General features: G+C 63.9%; 16 protein-coding genes. 8 read left to right on the top strand and 8 right to left on the bottom strand.

Annotated elements, in window-relative coordinates:
- The first annotated feature begins 8 nt into the window (after positions 1-8).
- Together AC3G7M_RS00195 and ntrX are read left to right on the top strand one after the other, a co-directional pair.
- The gene (locus AC3G7M_RS00195; RefSeq protein WP_489213658.1) at positions 9-2,273 is read left to right on the top strand and encodes a sensor histidine kinase NtrY-like; all 2,265 of its coding nucleotides are present in this window, start codon (positions 9-11) and stop codon (positions 2,271-2,273) included.
- Positions 2,263-3,654 (top strand): nitrogen assimilation response regulator NtrX, encoded by a 1,392-nt coding sequence (gene ntrX / locus AC3G7M_RS00190; RefSeq protein ID WP_489216106.1) that lies wholly within the window; start codon positions 2,263-2,265, stop codon positions 3,652-3,654. The genes AC3G7M_RS00195 and ntrX overlap by 11 nt, the downstream gene beginning before the upstream one ends.
- A 7-nt stretch (positions 3,655-3,661) precedes the next feature.
- Here the strand turns inward: ntrX and AC3G7M_RS00185 are convergent, their stop codons facing one another.
- Together AC3G7M_RS00185 and AC3G7M_RS00180 are read right to left on the bottom strand one after the other, a co-directional pair.
- Positions 3,662-7,411 (bottom strand): glycosyltransferase, encoded by a 3,750-nt coding sequence (locus AC3G7M_RS00185; protein WP_489213657.1) that lies wholly within the window; start codon positions 7,409-7,411, stop codon positions 3,662-3,664.
- A gap of 492 nt (positions 7,412-7,903) precedes the next feature.
- On the bottom strand, positions 7,904-8,791 hold the full coding sequence (locus AC3G7M_RS00180) for an ATP-binding protein (RefSeq protein WP_489213655.1): 888 nt from the start codon (positions 8,789-8,791) through the stop codon (positions 7,904-7,906).
- A gap of 240 nt (positions 8,792-9,031) precedes the next feature.
- On the opposite strand from AC3G7M_RS00180, the gene yajC reads away from it, so the two are divergent.
- On the top strand, positions 9,032-9,400 hold the full coding sequence (yajC, locus tag AC3G7M_RS00175) for a preprotein translocase subunit YajC (protein WP_489213654.1): 369 nt from the start codon (positions 9,032-9,034) through the stop codon (positions 9,398-9,400).
- A 73-nt stretch (positions 9,401-9,473) separates the two neighbouring features.
- Here yajC and AC3G7M_RS00170 read toward each other — a convergent pair whose 3' ends face one another.
- Positions 9,474-10,076 carry a superoxide dismutase gene (locus tag AC3G7M_RS00170; RefSeq protein ID WP_489213652.1) on the bottom strand — a complete coding sequence of 201 codons (603 nt, stop codon included), beginning with the start codon at positions 10,074-10,076 and terminating at the stop codon, positions 9,474-9,476.
- A 205-nt stretch (positions 10,077-10,281) separates the two neighbouring features.
- Between AC3G7M_RS00170 and AC3G7M_RS00165 the strand changes: the two genes are divergently transcribed.
- Positions 10,282-11,076: a squalene/phytoene synthase family protein gene (locus AC3G7M_RS00165; protein WP_489213651.1), complete on the top strand. Its 795-nt coding sequence runs from the start codon at positions 10,282-10,284 to the stop codon at positions 11,074-11,076.
- Positions 11,077-11,085: 9 nt separating this feature from the next.
- Here AC3G7M_RS00165 and AC3G7M_RS00160 read toward each other — a convergent pair whose 3' ends face one another.
- Genes AC3G7M_RS00160 through AC3G7M_RS00150 form a run of 3 tightly spaced genes read right to left on the bottom strand, consistent with a single transcriptional unit; the run spans position 11,086 to position 13,631 of the window.
- The gene (locus tag AC3G7M_RS00160) at positions 11,086-11,832 is read right to left on the bottom strand and encodes an SDR family oxidoreductase (RefSeq protein WP_489213650.1); all 747 of its coding nucleotides are present in this window, start codon (positions 11,830-11,832) and stop codon (positions 11,086-11,088) included.
- Positions 11,829-12,620 (bottom strand): alpha/beta fold hydrolase, encoded by a 792-nt coding sequence (locus AC3G7M_RS00155; RefSeq protein WP_489213649.1) that lies wholly within the window; start codon positions 12,618-12,620, stop codon positions 11,829-11,831. The genes AC3G7M_RS00160 and AC3G7M_RS00155 overlap by 4 nt, the downstream gene beginning before the upstream one ends.
- Positions 12,621-12,626: 6 nt before the next feature.
- Positions 12,627-13,631 carry an NAD(P)H-quinone oxidoreductase gene (locus AC3G7M_RS00150; protein ID WP_489213648.1) on the bottom strand — a complete coding sequence of 335 codons (1,005 nt, stop codon included), beginning with the start codon at positions 13,629-13,631 and terminating at the stop codon, positions 12,627-12,629.
- Between the two features lie 182 nt (positions 13,632-13,813).
- Between AC3G7M_RS00150 and AC3G7M_RS00145 the strand changes: the two genes are divergently transcribed.
- The 4 genes from AC3G7M_RS00145 to rpmG all read left to right on the top strand — a co-directional run bounded on the left by AC3G7M_RS00145 (position 13,814) and on the right by rpmG (position 17,755).
- Complete coding sequence (locus AC3G7M_RS00145) at positions 13,814-15,052, top strand: ABC transporter substrate-binding protein (RefSeq protein WP_489213647.1); 1,239 nt, start codon at positions 13,814-13,816, stop codon at positions 15,050-15,052.
- Positions 15,053-15,160: 108 nt separating this feature from the next.
- Complete coding sequence (locus AC3G7M_RS00140) at positions 15,161-15,331, top strand: DUF1328 domain-containing protein (protein WP_489213646.1); 171 nt, start codon at positions 15,161-15,163, stop codon at positions 15,329-15,331.
- A gap of 321 nt (positions 15,332-15,652) precedes the next feature.
- Positions 15,653-17,443, top strand: a complete 1,791-nt coding sequence (locus AC3G7M_RS00135; RefSeq protein WP_489213645.1) for a chloride channel protein — start codon at positions 15,653-15,655, stop codon at positions 17,441-17,443.
- 144 nt (positions 17,444-17,587) lie between these two features.
- Positions 17,588-17,755, top strand: a complete 168-nt coding sequence (gene rpmG / locus AC3G7M_RS00130) for a 50S ribosomal protein L33 (protein WP_227306051.1) — start codon at positions 17,588-17,590, stop codon at positions 17,753-17,755.
- A 120-nt stretch (positions 17,756-17,875) separates the two neighbouring features.
- Here the strand turns inward: rpmG and AC3G7M_RS00125 are convergent, their stop codons facing one another.
- Both AC3G7M_RS00125 and AC3G7M_RS00120 read right to left on the bottom strand, forming a co-directional pair.
- Positions 17,876-18,841, bottom strand: coding sequence for a KpsF/GutQ family sugar-phosphate isomerase (locus tag AC3G7M_RS00125; protein ID WP_489213644.1), 966 nt, complete (start codon positions 18,839-18,841; stop codon positions 17,876-17,878).
- A 60-nt stretch (positions 18,842-18,901) separates the two neighbouring features.
- Positions 18,902-20,443 (bottom strand): amidase, encoded by a 1,542-nt coding sequence (locus AC3G7M_RS00120; protein WP_489213643.1) that lies wholly within the window; start codon positions 20,441-20,443, stop codon positions 18,902-18,904.
- Positions 20,444-20,636 lie beyond the last annotated feature (193 nt).

Below are 20,636 nucleotides of genomic sequence, written 5' to 3'. Positions count from 1 at the left end.
CTCCGCCGATGCTGATCAGCAACACGCCCGCACCCATGACCCTCGTCGGGGACGAGGAGCCGGACAACAAAAGCTGGCCGCGCCTGCGGCTCGTTCTGCGCGTCGCCTTGGGCAAGACCGTCACCCTGATTCTGGCGACGGTCGCGCTTTTGCTGGCGGTGGGCTCTTTCGTCGTGCTGTCGGGTGGATCGTCACTCGGCCTCAGCCATCGGGCGATCCTGTCCCTGGTGCCAGCGAATTTCGTCGTGCTGCTGCTTCTGGTGATCGCGGTGTCGGTGCGCGTGTTGCGCGTCTATCTCGAACGCCGGCGCGGCTCGGCGGGGTCACACATCCAGGCCCAGCTGGTTCTACTCTTCAGCGTCGTCGCCGTGACGCCCACCATCGTGGTCGCCATCTTCGCGACCGTTTTCTTCCAGCTCGGCATTCAGGCCTGGTTCAATGAACGTGTCCGCACAGCGCTCGATGAGAGCATGCAGGTGGCGCAAGGCTATCTGACCGAGCACAAGGATGAGATCCGTACCGATGCCTTTGCCATGGCCGATGACATGGCGCGCGCCGGTCCCTTTCTGACCAGCGACGTCAGCAATTTCGGTCAATTTCTGGAAACCCAGGTGTCGCTGCGCGGTCTGACCGAGGCCGTGGTCTTCGTGCCCTCCACCGGACAGGTGGTGGCGTCCGCCGGCTTCATGGGCGGCATGGCGGCCGGTCTGCCGCCGGCCTGGGCGATTAGCATTGCCCGTAACGGCGATGTCGTCGTGCTCGGCGCGAAAGACGGCACCATGGTCAGCGGCCTGGTGCAGCTGGCGTCCACCCCGCCGCTCATGCTGCTCATCCAGAAGCCGGTCGATCCCTCGATCCTGGCCCATATGGCCCATACAGAGGCCGCGGTTCAGGCCTATCACCGGCTGGAATCCAACCGGCACAGCCTGCAGATCACCTTTGTGGTGATCTTCGCCATGGTCGCCCTTCTGGTATTGTCAGCCTCGATCCTGGTCGGCCTTGTCTTCGCCAATCAGATCGCGCGGCCGGTCGGCCGCCTCATCCGTGCCGCCGAACGCATCCGCTCGGGCGACCTTGCCGTGCGTCTGCCCGAAAGCCGGCGTGAGGATGAGATTGCGGGCCTGACGCGTGCCTTCAATCGGATGACGGGGCAGCTCGACGCCCAGCGCTCCGAACTGATGCGCGCCTACAGCCAGATCGATGAGCGGCGACGCTTCACCGAGGCCGTGCTCGGCGGGGTCTCCGCCGGTGTCATCGGACTGGACCGTAATTGCCGGATCGAACTGCCGAATCGCGCCGCCTCGACCCTTTTGGGCACAGACCTGATGGCGGCTCTGGGCCAGCCGCTGGACGTGGTGGTGCCGGAATTCGCATCCCTTATCGAGACGGTGCGGGCCACGCCAGACCGGCCGCGCCGCGCCGAAATTGCCATCGGCGCACCCGCCCATCGCCGGCTGCTCAATGTCCGGCTGGGTGCGGAGATGACGGAAGACCGCGTTGACGGTTTCGTCATCACCTTCGACGACATCACCGAGCTTGCGTCCGCTCAGCGCAAGGCCGCATGGTCCGACGTCGCGCGCCGCATCGCGCATGAGATCAAAAATCCACTGACCCCGATCCAGCTTTCCGCAGAACGGCTCAAGCGCCGGTTTCTGTCGGAAATTCACTCGGACCCGGAAACCTTCGTGCAATGCGCGGATACCATTGTCCGCCAGGTGGGCGATATCGGCCGTATGGTCGATGAATTCTCAGCCTTCGCGCGGATGCCACAGCCCGTCATTCATGCGGAGGATGTCGGCCAGGTCGCGCGCGATGCCCTGATGCTGCAGCAGCACGCGCGCCCCGATATTCATTTCAAGGCTGAGATTCCGGCCGGCAGTTTGACGGCGCGCTGCGATCGTCGTCTGATTGGTCAGGCTCTGACCAATCTTTTGCAGAATGCGACGGATGCCATTGCCATGCGTGACGGTGCCGGTGAGATTATCTTAACGGTGTCGCAACAGGGTTCCGAGGTGCATATCAGTGTCGCTGATGATGGTGTCGGTCTGCCTGAGGCCGAACGCAGCCAATTGACCGAACCATATGTGACGACGAAGGAAAAAGGGACCGGTTTGGGTCTCGCCATCGTCAAGAAGGTAATGGAAGATCACGACGGCAGATTGGTTCTGGAGGACCGCAAGCCCGGGCCCGGCGCGGTGGCGACGCTGGTTTTACCGGCGGATACCAGACAAGATGCGGCTGAGATGATCGTGGCGAGGGATGATGGCTGCTGAGATTCTGATCGTCGATGACGAACCCGATATACGGATGCTCATTGACGGGGTATTGCGGGACGAAGGCTACAATACCCGGCAGGCTGCGAATTCAGACGAAGCGATAGCCGCCTTCCAGGCGCGCCGGCCCGGTCTTGTCATCCTCGACATCTGGCTGCGTAATTCGCGGCTCGACGGTCTCGGCATCCTCGATGTCCTGTGCCGGGAAGAACCGCGCGTCCCGGTGATGATGATTTCGGGCCATGGCACCATCGAGACTGCGGTGACCGCCATCCAGAAAGGCGCTTACGACTTTATTGAAAAGCCGTTCAAGTCCGACCGTCTTCTGCTGATGGTGCGGCGCGCGCTGGAGGCGGCCCGACTGGCGGCTGAGAATGCCGAGCTGAAGCTGCGCATCGGCGCTGAGAACAGCCTTCTGGGCGAAAGCGGGCCGATGCAGGGCTTGCGCGGCGCGATCGAACGGGTTGCGCCCACGGGGTCGCGTGTCCTCATCAGCGGTCCTGCGGGGGTCGGCAAGGAAGTGGCCGCGCGCATGATCCATGCGCTGTCCCGCCGGTCAGACCAGCCTTTCGTGGCGCTGAACTGCGCGACGCTGAATCCCAGCCGCTTCGAGGAAGAGCTGTTCGGCGTCGAGGCCACCAGCGGCCCGGACCGCGAGCCGCGGCGCGCCGGTGTGCTCGAGCGCGCCCATAACGGTACGCTGCTGCTGGATGAGGTCGCCGACATGCCGCTGGAAACCCAGGGCAAGATCGTGCGTGCCTTGCAGGATCAGGCTTTTCAGCGCGTCGGCGGCTCATCTCGCGTCAGCGTCGATGTCCGCGTCATCGCCACCACCAATCGTGATCTGCAGGCCGAAATTGCGGCTGGGCGTTTTCGCGAAGACCTCTATTACCGGCTGGCCGTGGTGCCGCTGCAGGTACCTGCCCTTCGCCAGCGGCGCGAAGACGTGCCGATGCTGGCGGAATATTTCCTGGTGCGTGCAGCAGAAAATGCCGGCATGGCGCCGCGCGAACTGGCGCCTGACGCGATGACGGCGCTGCAAGCCTATGATTGGCCCGGCAATGTTCGCCAGCTGCGCAATCTGATGGATTGGCTGCTGATCATGGCGCCAGGCAGTCCGGCCGATCCGATCCGGGCTGAGGTGCTTCCGGCTGAGATCGGTGCCCATGCCCCCAAGCTGCTCAGCATGGATGCAGGGGCCGATATGATGGGTCTGACGCTGCGCGAGGCCCGCGACCTGTTCGAGATCCAATATCTGCAGGCCCAGCTTCTGCGGCTTGGCGGCAATATCAGCAAAACCGCGGCCTTCGTCGGCATGGAGCGCAGTGCGTTGCATCGCAAGCTCAAACAGCTTGGCGTCACCATCGACGAGCGGATCTAGTGATCGTCTAGGCTGCGTGGGTTTTCAGCTTGGCGGTTTCCGCCCGGGCGACAGGCTCGGCGCGTGCCGCCATGCGGCCAAGATAGAGGGCTGCCAGATCGCGCGCCTGATCCGCCGATGAGCGCAGCTTTGGCTTGTCCTCGATGGCGCCCAGATACCGTGCGGGGTTGGTGTCGATCTGCCACAGCACGTCGCGCAGCGGCTCGAATCCCGTCACAGGAATGACATGGCCTGACCCGGGCGTGACATCTGCGCCCACGGCACCGCGGTCGGAGGCGACCACCCAACAGCCGGCTTGCAGCGCTTCGCGCGCCACAAGCCCGTAGCTTTCCGGCCAGACCGACGGCGCCAGCAGAATGTCGATATCCTGGTAAAGTTCGGCGATATCGCTTTGCGGGGTTTTGCCCCGGAACGTCACCGGTGTCGTGCCCCAGGTGCCGCAGATGTCGATCCCCCGCATCATGGCATGGTCGACCACCAGAAGTTCCAGATTGCGGAATGGCGCGGAGATGAAAGCGGCCTGGATCAGCGGATAGCCCTTATGCAGGCCGATGCCACCGATATGTGCCAGCCGCACGCGACCCTGCGGTGATGGGGTGCGCGGCTTGAAGCTGACAGGCGACAGGCCATTTTCAATCACCAGGGGGCGGCGCAGGCCCGTGCTTTCGTAAAGATCGGCGAAGGGCGCGGAGACGGTCAGAAGCTCCTCGGCACCCGCGATGACCCGGCTCAGCAGCTGCATGCGGGACAGCCGCTGGACGCCGTGCTGGCTGGCTTCCTGTAGCAGATTTTTGTAGTTGTAGACGCAAGACTCGCCGGCTTCGTCGATGACGAACTGATGATCGGAGATCCACCAGCCGTCATGCACGGTGATGTAATAAGGGATGGAACGGCGCATCGGCACTTCGCAAATGGCGGCCGTCATGCGCTGGACGCAGTGGAAATGGATGATATCGGGCTGAAACGCATCGACGCAGGCCTCGAACGCACGGACCATCGCCTCGTCCGCCAGTCTGCGGTCGATCCCAGGATCATCCGGGGTGCTGATACCGTTGACCTGAAGACCCTGCCAGAGGTTGGTAGAGGGACGGTAACCCTCGGTCGATCCCTCAACCGTCGTGAAGATCTGGATTTCAAACTCATCGGGAAAAAGCCGACGCAAGTCCAAGGCGTTGTCGGCGACAACCCGCGTAGCGCCGCCGATCGCCTGAGGCGGAAAGAAGACATTCACCAGCAGAAGGCGCGTCCGGCGCGGTGCCGGCAGCGGGGACTTGCTCTCATGCCCCATAAGGCGACCGAGCTTTTGCGCCATCACGTCCTTGCGGTAGGTCTGCAGAACAACCTGGCGCGCGGCATGGCCGATGGCGTGGCGCAGTTCTGCGTTCACGATGAGGGAGCGTAGCGCCACATACCATTCGGTGGCGTCCGTCGCAAAAAGACCCGTCTGGTGGTCAGCGACGACCTCCCGGTAGGTTTGCGTGGGCGTCACGACCGAGGGCACGCCGAACAGAGCCGCTTCCAGCCACTTGATCTCGCTTTTGCAGTCGGCGATCAGACCGGGTTTGAGCACGGCGAGGTTGATATCCATCGCACCCAGGATCTGCCAGTAGGATTCCACATCCCAGATCGGCTCAATCGTGGTGATGCGGTGTTTGAAATTTCCAAAGCCCGTCGGCAGCTTCAGGAAACCGACAATGACCAGATCCACCATCGGGTAGTCGTTCAGGATGCGCAGTAGGGCGGGTGCCACGAAGAGGTCGAAATCCTCATTATGCGCAGCCGTGCCGCTGCCATAAAAGATCCGAATCCGATCCCGGGACTTCTGGACTGGCGGAAGCGTGGCGGCTCTCTCGTGCGGGCTGTGCAAAGCATTGCGATGCAGGAAGACGTTTCGGTCACCCGGAACCGCCTGCATCTGGGCCGCCAAAGCGGGGGTCGAGGCGATGGCGAAATCACACAACGCCATGGCGGTGCTCAGTTCTGCCGGTGCGATGACAAGACTGCCGTATAGGCTGCGCGAGATTTGTCCTGAATAGGTCTCGAAGGCTTCAGGAAAGTGCTGCCCATCGAACATCAGATCGTCAATTTCATAGAAGCTCGGCTTCTGCACCCGGCGCGCCGCGTCGATGGCTTCCATGATGTCCGGCGTCGCGGGCACCCGATAGAAGATGACGGCATCGAAGCCGGCGACCTGGGCGACGAAATCGCGGGCTTCGGTCTGAAAGTTGAACACGACCGCTTTGATGCCGATGCTCTCGAACTGCTCGCATTTCTGCTCGACGCGATAGAAGCGGCACTGGTTGAGGCCAAGATCGGCGACGATCGCGACAGCATGGAGCTTGCGTGGAGTGAGAGCCGGCGTGCGGTTTGGCGAAAGAACCATAAGCTGGACAAGATCCATCGCCTGCGCAATGGCCGTCTTTGCTTCATCATCAAAGCCGTTCTCGGCGTACCAAAGCGCCTGGCCGCGCAAGGCATCATAGCCGCAGCGGCAAACCTCCTGCAGGCGGCGCGCGATCCCCATATCGCCTGCGTCCTTCTGCGCGAGCAGCCGCAGGCTGCTTGCGGCGGCATGCCATTGGCGCAATTCCACCAGGCAGGAGGCGAGGTTGAGATAGGACCAGATCGTGCTGTAGCCTTCGTCGATAATCGCCTTGTATTCCTGCGCAGCGCTGTACCAGTCTCCGAGACGGAACAGACAATCCGCGTAATGGCGGTGGCCCGTGACATGATCGGGATCGATCCGCAGGACATCCTGATAAATCCGCTTTGCGATATCGAGGCGGCTTTCGATCGCCTGGCGATCGGCTGCGGCGCGGAAAATATCGACGGTGCTCAGTTTCAGCTGCGTGCCACCGCGCCCCTCGGCGATTCCGTTAACAACACAATGCTGCAACAGACGCCACTTGCTGAGCAGAATGGAGGCAAGGTCGGGATTCGCGGTCTGGTAGATGTCGGGATTGAATTCTGCCGGATAGTGATCCGTTTTGTGCAGCAGGAGCTTTGAGAGGAAATTGCCGGCATTCGGCTGCTCATCACGCAGCATGCCGATATTAAGCCAATGGCGATAAGCGGCGGCGGGCGACATCTCTGCAATTTCGCGATTGATGTCGCGGTAGAAGTCGGCGTCGAAGGTCAGATTGAAGTTGATCGGCGCAAGGGCCATCCAGCCCTGAGTGGCGAAATGATGCAGGCATTGCGCTTGATTGCGCAAGCCGATGCCACCATGGGACGTCAGATAGTCGGAGGTCGAGAAAAGAGAAACGATGCTCTTGTTCTTCAAATCGGATGCGGTCAGAAGGTCGTCGACGCTCTCGAACAATGGCTCCTCGCCGCTGAGCACGCGATCACGCAATGCCCGGCTGTAGCAGGATTGTTCATCCAGGTAGAGTTGACTGACGAAGCGCGGGTCGGCCGGCATATAGGCAATTCCACTCGCCTGTCCGATGATCAGATAATGGGCTTGCGCATCGACCTCTGACGAAAGCCGGCCAAAAATCTGCGGGTGGAGCAGGTAATAGAAGCGCGCATCGAAATTGTCCGGGACGACGCGGCCTTTCTTGGCCATGTCTTCAACGGCCTGTGCCGCATGGGAAAAGCGCCCTTCCGATCGGCCTGATCTTTGCCAATGCGCGGCCGCTTCTTCGGGCGTCCTGTCCATCATGTCATCATAAATGGCCTGATAGAACAGAACAGAAAAATGGGCGTCGCGCGCCTTGCCCGCGGACGCGACCGCCGGTGCCATCGGGCTCGTCATGGTCCGGCGTGGCCTGCCGGCGCTGCCAGCTTGGGACAGATTATCCCGTTCTGCCGACGGTATTGTCTTAGGCGGCTTAATATTCATGAGTCATCGACAACTTGCACAAGGGATCAGGACTGACAGTCTCCGGCTAAAATACGGGCGTCTCCGCGAAACAAGTTGCAAACACGACAGTATTTTCTAGCACTACCCACGGTTGGGAATGAACAGTTCTCTTTGCCCCCACACCACCAGCGTCGCAGTGAAAGATAAACAATAAGTGAACATAATCGCCGTTATTCCAAAAAACGGAGAATTTCACATTTTTATTTAGAATATAATAACGAAATTGCAACAAAAAAGAGTAGCAATCCTCGCCCCATCGGGTCAATGGATTGATGCGCGCCGGTCAAGGATTGGTCACCAAAATCGTTTCAAGCGCTGGCCGGACGAAGTGTCTGGCCGGTTGAGGGGTCAGCAGGCTTGCCAGATCTGGCTCGGGCGTCACGCTCAGTTGTGGGCGTGATCCGGCAGCGTGATCTGCGCACCCAGGCGTCCCGCGACCTCCTGGATATATTGCCAGGCGACGCGGCCGGAACGACCGCCGCGGGTGACCGACCACTCAATGGCCCCGGCGCGCAACGCCTCGGCCTCTATGGGCAGGTGCAGCGCACGGGCATAACCCTCGATCATGGCGAAGAAGGTCGGCTGGTCGCAGTTGTGAAAACCGATCCAAAGCCCGAAACGGTCGGAGAGGGAGACCTTTTCCTCGATCGCCTCGCCTGGGTTGATGGCGGTCGCACGCTCGTTGTCGATCATATCCCGCGGCATCAGATGCCGGCGATTGCTGGTCGCATAAAACAGCACATTGTCCGGCCGGCCTTCGATGCCGCCATCGAGCACCGATTTCAACGCTTTATAGTCGGCATCCTCGCGCTCGAAGGAGAGATCGTCGCACAACACGACGGAGCGCTCGGGCCTGTCGCGCAGCAGGTTCAGCAGCTCCGGCAATGTCCGCAAATCGTCACGATGGATTTCGATGAGCTTGAAGGGGCTGGCCCCCGCGACCCGGCTTTCCGCCGCAATCGCCGCATGGACCGCTTTGACCAGCGAGGATTTACCCATGCCGCGGGCGCCCCAGAGCATGGCATTATTGGCGGGCAGGCCGCGGGCAAAGCGGCTCGTGTTTTCCAATATGATCTGCTTCTGCTGGTCCACGCCCTGGATCAGATCAATCGGCAGCCGCGCGATATGGGGAACAGGCTGCAGCCGACGTTCGGCAGGCTGCCAGATGAAACCCTCGGCGGCCGAGAGATCAAGCGTGGCGGGGGCTGGAGGCGCTAGCCGCTCCAGTGCGTCCGCGATACGGGTGAGAAGGTCGGTGACTGAGCTATCCATATGGCATATCCGTCCGAAACAGGGGCAGGGGCGCCGCGCCGCTCAGGGCAGCCCAACGCTTCTGCCTTGAAAGCGATAGGTAATTTCAGGCAAGGCTGACCCCGGTCCGCGACAAGGCTTGACGGCGGGTTTGCGCGCCCTATGGTCCCGCGGAACTGAGCGCGGGACCGTGATGCCAATCTTGCCAGATGCCAGCACGAAGCCTCGTTCCTTCACGCAATAACCGAACCGGATGCCCCTATGCACCTGATTTCCCCGGCCTTTGCCCAATCGCTCGGTGGCGGCACCTCTCTCGCCGGCCTGGCCCAGTTTGCCCCGCTGGTCCTCATCTTCGGCGTTTTCTACTTCATTCTCATCCGCCCGCAGCAGCAGAAGCAGAAGGCCCTTAAGGCGAGCCTCTCCGGCATTAAGCGCGGGGATCGGGTGCTGACCGCGGGTGGCATCCTCGCCGTCGTGCAGAAGATCAAGGACGGTTCTGACGAGGTTGAGGTCGAGATCGCGCCGAATGTACGGGTCTTGGTGATGCGGTCGACCATCTCCGCCGTGATCAAGCCGACCGTCGCCAATGACGCGAAGCCGGTCGCAACCCCGCCCGCCAAGGTTTCCTAAACGATCGGCCGGTTGCGGCATTAAAAAAGCCCGGGGTTCGCGCCCCGGGCTTTTTTTGACTCTGGTGCTGAGGTTAGCCCAGTTCGGCTTCGGCGAATTCGTAATTCGCCAGCTTGTCCAGGTAGTTGGTGACATAGTCCGGGCGACGGTTGCGGAAATCCAGGTAGTAGCTGTGTTCCCACACATCGAGGCCGAGGAGCGACTTGCCTTCGCCGGTCGCCAGCGGATTGGAGCCGTTCGGGGTCTTGGTCACCTTCAGCTTGCCGTCGCTGCCCAGCACGAGCCAGGCCCAGCCGGAGCCGAACTGCGTGGTGGCCGCGGTTTTGAAGGCGTCCTTGAAAGCCTGGACCGAGCCGAAATCCTGCGTGATCTTGCTCTCAAGCTTGCCCGGAAGCTTGCCGCCGGTGGGGGACAGGTTCTTCCAGAACAGGATATGGTTCCAATGCTGGCCGGCATTGTTGAAGACCGGCTGAAGCTCGCTCTGGCCATGGGACAGTTTGATAATCTCTTCCAGGGACTTGCCCTGCAGTGCCGGGTTCTTCTCGACGAAGCCGTTCAGGGCGGTGACATAGGCCTGATGGTGCTTGCCGTGATGCAGTTCCAGCGTTTCCTGGCTCATGCTGGCCCCGGCGAGGGCCGAGACGTCATAGGGCAGTGCGGGAAGCTCGAAAGCCATGATGCGCTCCATGCGGTTTTTTGGATCGGGTTGAGGGCCAAAGGTCAGTCGTCGGGGCCCTGCGACGCGCCGTAGCTTATTCCCAGAGCCGAACGCGTCAACCCACCGTCGGCGCCTGATGGCGCCGGGAGGCACCGATCGGCCGCGACTCACTGCTTCTTGCTATCGGCTTGCCTTCGGCACAGCCTCAGTCCATCACCCGCCGATGCTGTCTCCCTTGGGCTCCTCGCTGCGCCGGCATGACCCGGACCGGTTTCTGACGACGCTTTTCGCTCCGCCCGAGCGGCGAGAGGCGCTGATCACCCTCTTCGCCTTCAACCATGAGCTGGCCCGCGCGCGCGAGGTCACGAGCCAAAGCCTGCTCGCGCTGATCCGCCTGCAATGGTGGCGTGAAGTGGTGGAGGGCGACGCGAAACCGGGCGAGATCTCGACCCCGCTCTCCGCCCTCATCGCCGGCGGAATGCTGCAGCGGCAGACGCTGCTCGCCATGATCGACGCGCGTGAGGCCGAGGTCGATGGCCGTTTTGAGACCTTGCAGGACTGGCGGGACTGGCTTCTGGCCGGTGCTGGCGGCCTGGCGGTCGCGGCCGGACAGGTGCTCGGCCTGCGCGATGAACCAGTGCTGCAGGGCCTGCGCCTGCGCGGTGCGGCCTATGGTGCTGCCGGCCTGCTGCGCAGTCGTCTGCTCCTGGCGCAGCAGGGCTTCGCACCTTGGCCGGCCGATCTTTTGGCGCAGCAGGGGCTCATCGCGGAGGATGCCGCGTCCCGGCCGCTGGATGCGGCCTTGGCGCCGGTGCTGGCGGCGCTCAAGGGCGAGGGCAATGCCTGGCTCAGGCAGGCGCGGCGCGCCCCGGCGGTGCCCCGCGCGTCCGTCGCGGCCGCCTTGCCGGCCGTCCTCGCGGCGCGGGATCTGAGGCGCCCGCTGGATGAGGCCGCCCGTCCGCGCGGCTTCGGGGACCGTCTGGCCGTCACCCTGACGGCTTTGTTCGGCAGGCCTTAGCCTGCGCGCTCAGCGGCCGCCCGAAACGTCGAGGAGGGCGCCGCTGGTATAGGAAGCCGCTTCACTCAGCAGCCAGATGATGGGTTCTGCGATTTCCTCGGGCTGCGCGGCCCGGCCAAAGGGTGTCGTTTCTCCAAGGCGCTGTGCCCGGTCCGGCTGGCCGGTGGTCGCGTGGATCTCCGTATCTGTCAGGCCCGGCCGCACGGCATTCACCCGCACGCCTTCGCGGCCGAGTTCGCGGGCGAGGCCGAGCGCCAGCGTATCCATCGCCCCCTTGGACGCGGCGTAATCGATGAACTCGAAGGGCGAGCCCAGACGTGCTGAGACCGAGGAGACGATCACGATCGACCCCCCGCGGCCGCCGCGGCTTTTGGAGAGGCGCCGCGCCGCTTCGCGCGCGCAAAGGAAGGCGCCATAGATATTGACGTCGAAGACGCGCTTCAGGCGATCGGCGGTCATATTGGCAAGCGTCGTGGAATCGGACGCGATGCCGGCATTGATGACGACGCCGTCAAGAGGGCCAAAGGCAGCCTCCGTCGCCTCGAACATGCCAATGACATCCGCTTCCTCGGCAACGTCGCCGCGGATCGCGACGGCTTGGCCGCCCGCCGCCTGCACGCCGGTGACAACCGTTTCGGCGGCAGCCTGATTGCCGAGGTAATTGACGCCCACCGACCAGCCCCGGGCCCCAGCCAGCACCGCGGCCGCCCGGCCGATGCCGCGGCTGGCACCGGTGATGAGGATGGTTTTGCTCATGCGACGGCCCTTTCGTCGAGGAAGGGAGAAATGGCGGCGATAAAGCCGGCCGGATTGTCCACATGCAGCCAGTGCCCGGCATCCGGCACGGTTTCAAAGCGAACGGCCGGAAACAGCGTGCGGATGGCGGGCTGCGCATCCTCGGGCACGTAATGCGAGCGACTGCCGGAGAGGAACAGCGCGGGCCCCGCATAGTGGCCTGCAACCGGCTCCCAGCCTTCGATCACCGGCATGGCGTCCGAGAGTTCCGGCAGGCCGATACGCCAGCCATTCGGCTGCGTGTTCCCCAGCCGGAGGTTGAGCAGCAGGAAAGACCGGATCATCGCGTCGGGGATACGTTCGGCCAGTGCGGCGCTCGCCTCGGCCCGCGTCATGCCGGGGGTGATCTGAAGCGCCAGCATGGCGGCGGTCAGATCTTTGTTGCCATGAACATAGGTCCGCGGCGCGATATCCGCGACGATGACGCGGTCGATGAGGTCCGGCCGGGTGAGGGCGAGACTCATCGCCACCTTGCCGCCCATCGAATGCCCCAGCAGGTGGCATCGCGCGATGCCCCTATCCGCCAATGTTTCGGCGACGTCCTCGGCCATGGTGGCATAAGACGTCACGGGCCCATGCGGACTGTCGCCATGGTTGCGCAGATCCATCGTGATGACCTGACGGTTGCTGGCGGCGAGCGCTTTCTGATGCTGGCCCCAGTTGCGGGCAGAGCCGAACAGGCCGTGCAGCAGGACCAGGGGCGGGCGGCCGTCTACCGCCTCACCGAGCGAGAGGGCGTTCAAAAGCATCGCGGGTCAGTCCGCGACCTTCAGCATGATCTTGCCGATATGGCTGCGGCCTTCCAGCAGGGCATGCGCCTTCGCGACCTCGGCGAGGGGGAACACCGTCTCGATCACCGGGGCGCAGCGCCCTTCATCCAGCACGGGCCAAACGCGCTCGCGCAGGCCGCGCGCGATGCCGGCCTTTTCGGCCACCGTGCGGGGGCGGAGCGTGGAGCCGGTGACCGTCAGGCGTTTGACCATGATCGGCTGCAGATCGACCTCCGGCACTTTGGCGCCTTGCAGAAAGGCGATGAAGACCAGGCGGCCGCCGCGCTTGAGGGAGGCGATGTTGCGCTCGAAATAGGGCGCGCCGACGATATCGAGAATGACATCGACGCCGCGATGCGCGGTCAGTCGCGCGATTTCGTCTGCGAAATCGACGCTGTGATAGTCCAGGGCGGCATGTGCCCCCAGCCGCTCACAGGCCCGCGCCTTGTCCAGACTGCCGACCGTGGTGAAGACGACGGCGCCGAATTCGGCGGCAAGCTGAATGGCGGTCACGCCGATGCCACCCGATCCGCCGTGGATCAGCACACTTTCGCCGGCATGCAGATTGGCCATCTGGAAGAGATTGGCCCAGACCGTGAAGTAGTTCTCCGGGAGTGCCGCCGCCTGCACGGCGTCATATCCCGTAGGCCAGGGCAGGGCCTGGGTCGCGGGTACCGCGCAATATTCGGCGTAGCCGCCACCATTGGCGAGTGCGCAGACCCGGTCGCCAAGCGCAAAGCCCGTCGTGCCTTCACCCAGCGCGGCGACGCTGCCGGCGACTTCCAATCCTAGGATCGGGCTGGCATCAGCGGGCGGCGGATAGGCGCCCTGGCGCTGCAGAATATCCGGGCGGTTGATGCCGGCGGCTTCGACGCGAATAAGGATGTCGCCCGGGCGCAATGACGGCACGGGCACTTCGGAAACCTGCATGACTTCCGGCCCGCCACTGGCCTGGGCCAAGATTGCACGCATCGACTGCGGAAGTGTCATGAGAAGGATCTCGTCCGTCTGGGGTTGGGGCCGGGTCGGAAGATGCCCATCCTGAAGGCTTCCGCCTTCAATCACAGCATTTTAGTTAAAGCGCCGCCCTTCCGCCGCCAAGGCCGCGGCAGTAGTAAGGCCAGCCTATCAGTCATGCGGCAGCGCATGATGGCGTTCGGGAGCTTTTGTTCATGGCCGCTGGGCGGCGCAGTCTACTAGGCGGTCTGGCGGCCGGTCTCGCGTCGGCCGCGATACCGGGCGAGAGCCGTGCCGCGACGCCACCGCGCAAGACCGATGACCGCATCGTCATCGGTGCGCTGTTCCCGCTGACCGGACCGCTGGCAGCGCTCGGCAATGAATGCCTGCGCGGCGTGCAGCTGGCGACCGATCTCTGCAATGCGGGGGGCGGCCTCTTTGGCAAGCAGATCAATCTCGTCCAGGGCGACGCCGCAGACGCTGATCGTGCCGTGGCCGCAGCCCGCAGCCTCATTTCTGACCAGCAACCGTCACTGATCTTCGGCACCGGAGACAGCACGCTTAGCCTCGGCGCCAGCGAAGCGAGCGAAGGCTCCGGCATTCCCTATTGGGAACTCAGTGCCACCATGCCGTCAGTCACCACCCGCGGTTTTCACTATCTTCTGCGGATCTGCGATACCGAGAACGGCGTCGCCGACCGTGCGGTGGAGGCGGCCGAAACGCTCGTGGCTCCGGCTTTGCGGCGAGTGCCGGGATCGCTCACCACAACCTTGCTCTATTCCGACAGTTCCAGCGGCATGGCCCTGCTGCCGTTGATTGCGGCAGCCGCACAGCGCCGCCACATGGCGCTGCCCACGACCATCGCCTATCAGTCGGGCGACGCGGATTTTACGGCGGTCGCGACGCGTCTGGGCGCGATGCAGCCGGATGTGCTGATCCATCACGGCTCTACGGAGGACGTGGTTCTGCTGCATGCGGCACTGGCCACAAGGCGCTGGCGGCCCCGTGCCATGATCGGCACGTCCTCGCCTTACGGCTCGCGGGATACCGCCATGATGGTGGGTCCTGCGCTGGAGGGCACGCTCGCTGTGGGTGTGGCCCCCTATAGCGTCGATGCAAGGCTGGCACCGGACGCCGCCATGGTCGCAACCCTTTATCAGCAGCGCTTCGGCGCGGCCCCGCGCTCCGGCCTTAGCCTGTCTCATTTCGCGGGCGCCAGCCTGTGTTTCGATGCGCTGCGTCTCGCCAAGACCACAGACAAGGACAAGGTTCTGAACGTCGTGCAGGGTCTGGGATTGGCGCAAGGGACGCTTGCCAACGGGTGGGGCGCCCTGTTCGGGCCCGGCGGGCAGAACCTGCGGGCTTTTTCCTCGCTGGCGCAGTGGCAGGGCGGGCGTCTGGTATCGCTGCTGCCCACGGATGGTGCATCCGGCCGCTTCCGGCTCAGGGTCTGAACGACCTGATCACGTTTTGCGGAAGCCTCTGAATCTCAAGACCTTTGCAGCGTTGGAAATGGCCAGGACATCCCCAGGTAATCTGGATCACAACACGGGGTGCTCGTCATGCTGAAATGGGCGATCATCTTCGCGATCATTGCCATCATCGCCGGTGCGCTCGGATTTACCGGCGTTGCAGGTGCATCGGCAGCTATCGCGAAGCTATTGTTCTTCGTCTTCCTGGTTATTTTTCTCGTCTTCCTGGTCATGTCGATCACGGCTGCCCGACGATTGTAGCGAAGCGCGGGCCCGGCCCGCGTCTCTACAGTGAAACAGAGCGTAGTTGCGGTCGCAGCTGCGCTCTTTTTCGTCGCGCCCCCGCAAACAGGCGAAGTTATGCTCTGTCCTGATGGGTTGAGAGGCGATTTTCTGCCGTATTTGTCGGACCCCGTCTTACTTCCTCCATAGAGTTATGAGCAAAGAAGCCAAGGCGCGGCTATCGGTCGCGGCTGCAGGCGGAATGGGCGGCGGCCAATCCGGGCCACGGTCTGGAATTCTATTTGCATGACGTCAGGCCCCGCCCGGCAGGCGGGTGGTTGAGCCTCGGGACCTCGGACGATGTCGACGCGCACTTGGCCAGGCCGCAGCCGCCGCCAGCAATGGGGAGACTGGGTTCTCCACGCTCCGCAGACTTTGCGGGCGCTGGTCCGCGCGGACGAAATCTGGCTGACCGTACTGGCGGCAGTCGTGGGCGTGGGCGCTGGAATTATCGTCGTTGTCATGAACGGCACCATCCAGCTTATGCATGAAACGCTGTTCGATATTCCGAGCACCGGCCGGCTCAGCTCGGCCTCGGAAATCGCCATTCCCCGGCTCCTTCTGGTGCCGACCCTGGGCGGGCTCCTCTTGGGCCTGCTTGGCCTGGGTCTCGCGCGCTGGCGGCCGCACCGGGCGATCGATCCGATCGAGGCCAATGCGCTCTATGGCGGCCGCCTTTCGGTGATCGACAGCATCATCGTCTGCGGCCAGACTTTGCTCTCCTGCGGCGTCGGCGCCTCGGTCGGGCTGGAAGCCGGCTATACCCAGATGGGCTCGGCGATCGCCTCCTATCTCGGGCGCAGTTTCCGCCTGCGCCGCAGCGATCTCCGTCTGATGGTCGGCTGCGGCGCGGCTGCCGCCATTGGCGCCGCCTTCAACGCCCCCCTCGCTGGTGCCTTCTACGGGATCGAACTGGTCATCGGCACCTATACCATTGGCAATCTGGCACCGGTCGTGGTTGCCTCGCTGACCGCGGTTTTCGTCGAGCGTGGCCTGCATGGCGGGATCGACGGATTCGATCTGTTGCTGCCGAGCGCGTTTCCGGTGGTGCAATTCGTGCCCATTCTGGCCCTCGGCATCATCTGCGCCCTGGTCGGGATCGCCGTCATGCGCGGGGTGACCATCGCGGAGGCCTGGTTCCGGCGCAGCCCGCTGCCCGTCTGGTCGCGGCCGATGGTGGGCGGATTGATCGTCGGCCTCTGCGGCATGGTGACACCCATGGTTCTGTCCTCCGGCCATGGTGCGCTGCGCGACGGGCTGGGCATGGACTACCCGCTGCTCCTTATCCTTACCGGCCTGGTGCTCAAGTCGCTGGCCTCGGCGGTCTCCATCGGCTCTGGTTTTCGCGGCGGCCTGTTCTTCGCCTCGCTCTTCCTGGGGTCTCTGGTCGGCAAGGTTTTTGCCGGGGTCCTGGCGCTGCTCGCCGTGGGGCCGGTATTGCCGCCCGTGGTCTATGGGCTGATCGGCATGAGCGCGATGGCGGTCGCCGTCATCGGCGGCCCGCTGACCATGTGCTTCCTGGCGCTGGAGAGCACGCAAAGCTTTCCCCTGACGGTCGCGGTCTTGGCGGCGGTCATCGTCTCCTCACTCACCGCGCGGCGCACCTTCGGCTATTCCTTCGCGACCTGGCGCTTTCATCTGCGCGGCGAGGCCATTCGCAGTGCGGTCGATATCGGCTGGGTCAATACACTCAGCGTAGGCCGCATGATGCGGCGCGATCAGCGCACCATCCTGACCACAACCAGTCTTGATAGCTTCCGCCGGGATTTTCCCTTGGGCTCCACCAATCGCGTCGTCGTGGTCGATGACAGTGGCCGGTATGCCGGCATCGTGCAGACGGCCGAGGCCTTCAGTCCCGATGTTACGGCCGCCCAGGTGGGAGAGCTTCTGCACGTCCCGGATACGGTGCTGACACCGGCCATGACGGTGAAGACCGCAATCGCGCTGTTCGAGGAGTCGGAGAGCGATGCGCTGGTCGTGGTGGATAGCAGCGAGCACATGCATGTCATCGGCCTGCTCACGGAACAGCATGCATTGCGCCGCTATACGGAGGAATTGGACAGGCGGCGGCGGGAACTTTCGGGCGAATAGGGTCCGCTCTGCGCAGTCGGGACTTGACCGCCGAAGGCCGATGGGCCATGTCCCGCCCCTGTTTTGAAATTAACGCGCTGGTCGGGGCGCCGAGACCGCAAGGGTGGTTGAGGCGGGCTGTGGGCGGCGACGGGAAGTGGACCTATGGCGAAGTCGAACACCGTTCAGATCAAGCTCCTCTCCACCGCGGAGACGGGCTATTTCTATGTGACAAAAAAGAACACGCGCGCGCAGACGGGCAAGCTGGAATTCAAGAAATACGATCCGGTTGCCCGCAAGCATGTCGTGTTCCGCGAAGCCAAAATTAAGTAATCTGGCTGCTGCCGGCGCCCGCTCAGGGTGCTGATTTCCTTGCGATAAAAAACCCCGCTGCGGCCGTTGGCCGAGCGGGGTTTTCGTGTTGTTCGCAAACGCTACGACGCCCCGTGCGGGTTAGGCGACTCCGGCGCGCAGCAGGTCGTGGATATGCACCAGACCCACCGGCTTCTCGTTCTCCACGACAAAGATGCAGGTGATGCGCAGCTCGTTCATCCGGGCGAGCGCCAGGGCGGCCAGATCGCCCGGGCTCATGATCTGAGGGCGCCGGCCCATCGCCTGCTCGACCGGCATATCGACGAAGCCGCCACGAAAGGCGCGCCGCAGATCGCCATCCGTCAGCGCGCCGATCAGATGACCGTCCTCATCCACCACGGCGGCGATACCGAAGCGCTTGGAGGTCATCTCCACGATGCCCCGCGACAGGCTGGCCTGACGGGGAATGACCGGCAGCTGATCGCCGGTATGCATCAGCTGGCCCACCGTCAGCAGGCGGGCGCCGAGCTTGCCGCCGGGGTGGTAGCGCTGGAAATCATGCGCCGTGAAACCGCTCCGCTCCAGCAGCAGAATGGCCAGGGCGTCGCCGGCGACCAGCTGCATGGTGGTGCTGGTGGTCGGCGCCAGGCCGTTGGGACAGGCTTCCTCGCTCACCGGCAGCAGCAGCTTCAGGTCGGCCGCGCGGCCCAGCGCGCTATCGGCGCGGGAGGTGATCGCCACCAGCTTGATGCCGAAGCGTCGCGTGTAGCTTACAATATCGGCCAGTTCGGGCGTTTCGCCGGACCAGGAGAGTGCCAGCACCACGTCGTTGGGCGCGATCATGCCAAGGTCGCCGTGGCTGGCTTCGGCGGGATGGACGAAATGGCTCGGCGTGCCCGTGCTGGCCAGCGTCGCCGCGATCTTGCGGCCGATGAGGCCGGATTTGCCCATGCCGGTGACGATGACGCAGCCGCTCTGCTCGATCAGGGAAGCGACATCGGCAAAGCTTTCGTCCAGGCCGTTCGGCAGGGCGGCTTCCAAGGCGGCCAGACCCTGCATTTCCGTGCGGATGGTGCGCAGAACAGTTTCGGTGACGGATAGTGTCATGGCGGGACTCCGGCCGCCTGTTTAGGCGAGCCGGGCCCTGCGGTCGAGATCCGCGATTTTTTAGAGCAGGACCGGCGCCTTCCGGTGGTGCGTTGCCTGCTCATAGGCATAGGCCAGCGCCAGAATCTCGGCCTCGCTCCATTTCGGCCCGACGAAGATGAGGTTGAAGGGCGCGCCGGAGGCATAGAAGCCGGCCGGCACGGTCACGCCCGGGATGCCCGCGATATTGATTTCGCTGACCGTCGTCTCATCGATGCGCCCGCCGCTATGCAGTCCGGCGAGATCCGTCCGCATCTGCGGGAAGCACAGGCCGTCCAGCTTCTGCGCTGCGAAGACTGCCGTGAAGATCTCCAGATAGGCTTCCCGCGCCGCCACGAAATCCGACAGGTCCGGCGGCACCGAGGGATTGGCGAGGCAGGCGGCGAACTGGCGCTGGTAGGTCATGTAATGCAGCGCACCGCCGGGCGCGAAGGCATCATCCGCCTTGGTCGCCTCCGCGAATTCCGCGAAGGTCTTGAGTGCGGCATCGGGGCCGAGGCGCTTGAGATACTGCTCGACGTCATAGGGCACGGATTCCATGCCGCGGGCATCGAAATCCTGGCCCGGCACGGTCTGGTGACGAAGCGCCGCGAAGCCCGAGCCTGCAAAGGGGTCTTCCACCAGGATCGCCCCCGCCGCCGTGAGTTCCGCCTGCGCGCGCGCGTAAAGGCTGGCGGCCTCCTCCGACAGCGGCTGGTTGCGCCAGCCGGCGCCATAAAGGCCGATGCGCTTGCCGACCAGCGCGTCCTTCGAGAGTTTCGAGGTATAGCCGCCCTTCGGCTTGTGACCGACGCCCGCGATGGTCTTTGGGTCTTCCGCGGTGAAGCCCGCCAGCACGTCAAGGCACAGAGCCGCGTCCCGCACGCAGCGGGCGATCGGTCCCACCACATCCCGGTGCGCGGACAGCGGCACCACGCCGGCATTGGGCACCAGCGCATGGCTCGGCTTGATGCCGACGAGGCCTTGGGCCGAGGCCGGGTTCTGGATCGACCCGCCGGTCTCTTCGGCCAGGCCCAGCACGGCGAGGCTGGCGGCGACACAGGCAGCGGTGCCGGTGCTGCTGCCGCCCGGCAGCAAAGCGGGGGCCGCGACATTGAGCGTCGGGCCGGCAAAGCTGTCATTTGCATCGGCGCCGGTATGGCTCAGGATGGGGACATTGGTCTTGCCGAGGATGACGGTATCGGCAGCCTTCATGCGGGCGACCACCGGACTGTCGGTCGCGGGCATCAGGTCGACGCCGCCTGCCTTGCTGTAAAGCTGCGCCCAGCCTGCGGTGGTCGGAATGCCGACCATGTCCATCGGGTCCTTCACCACGACCGGAATGCCAGCCAGCGGCCCGAGCGTTTCGCCCGCGGCGCGGCGGCGGTCGACCGACCGCGCCGTCTCCAGCGCATCGGGGTTCATGAAGATGATGGCGTTGTATTTCGGGTTGTATTCGGCGATCCGGTCGAGAAAGGCCTGAGTCAGGGCTTCCGAGGTAATGGTGCCATTGGCCATGGCCGCCTGAGCCGTTTCGACCGTGAGTTCGATGAGGTCAAGGGCGGGTGCGGGGCTTTCAGTCATCGCGCAGAGGCTCCAGTGCAGATGAGGGATGGAGGCGCCAGCGCCCCCGAAACGGTTGGTCTCTAACCGGCTAGCCTGAATGCAAGATGCTGGCCGCATGCGTAGGGTGGCAAGCAGGGAGGTCATGCCCGGCCGGTGATGGCCCGATCCTTCGCGTGCTGCCTAGGATAGCGGACTTGGATCACACGAGAGA

It is taken from the genome of Acidisoma sibiricum (genome assembly GCF_057837225.1).
The sequence above is the reverse complement of the archived record's forward strand: the minus strand, read 5'-3'. Positions and strand labels throughout refer to the sequence as shown.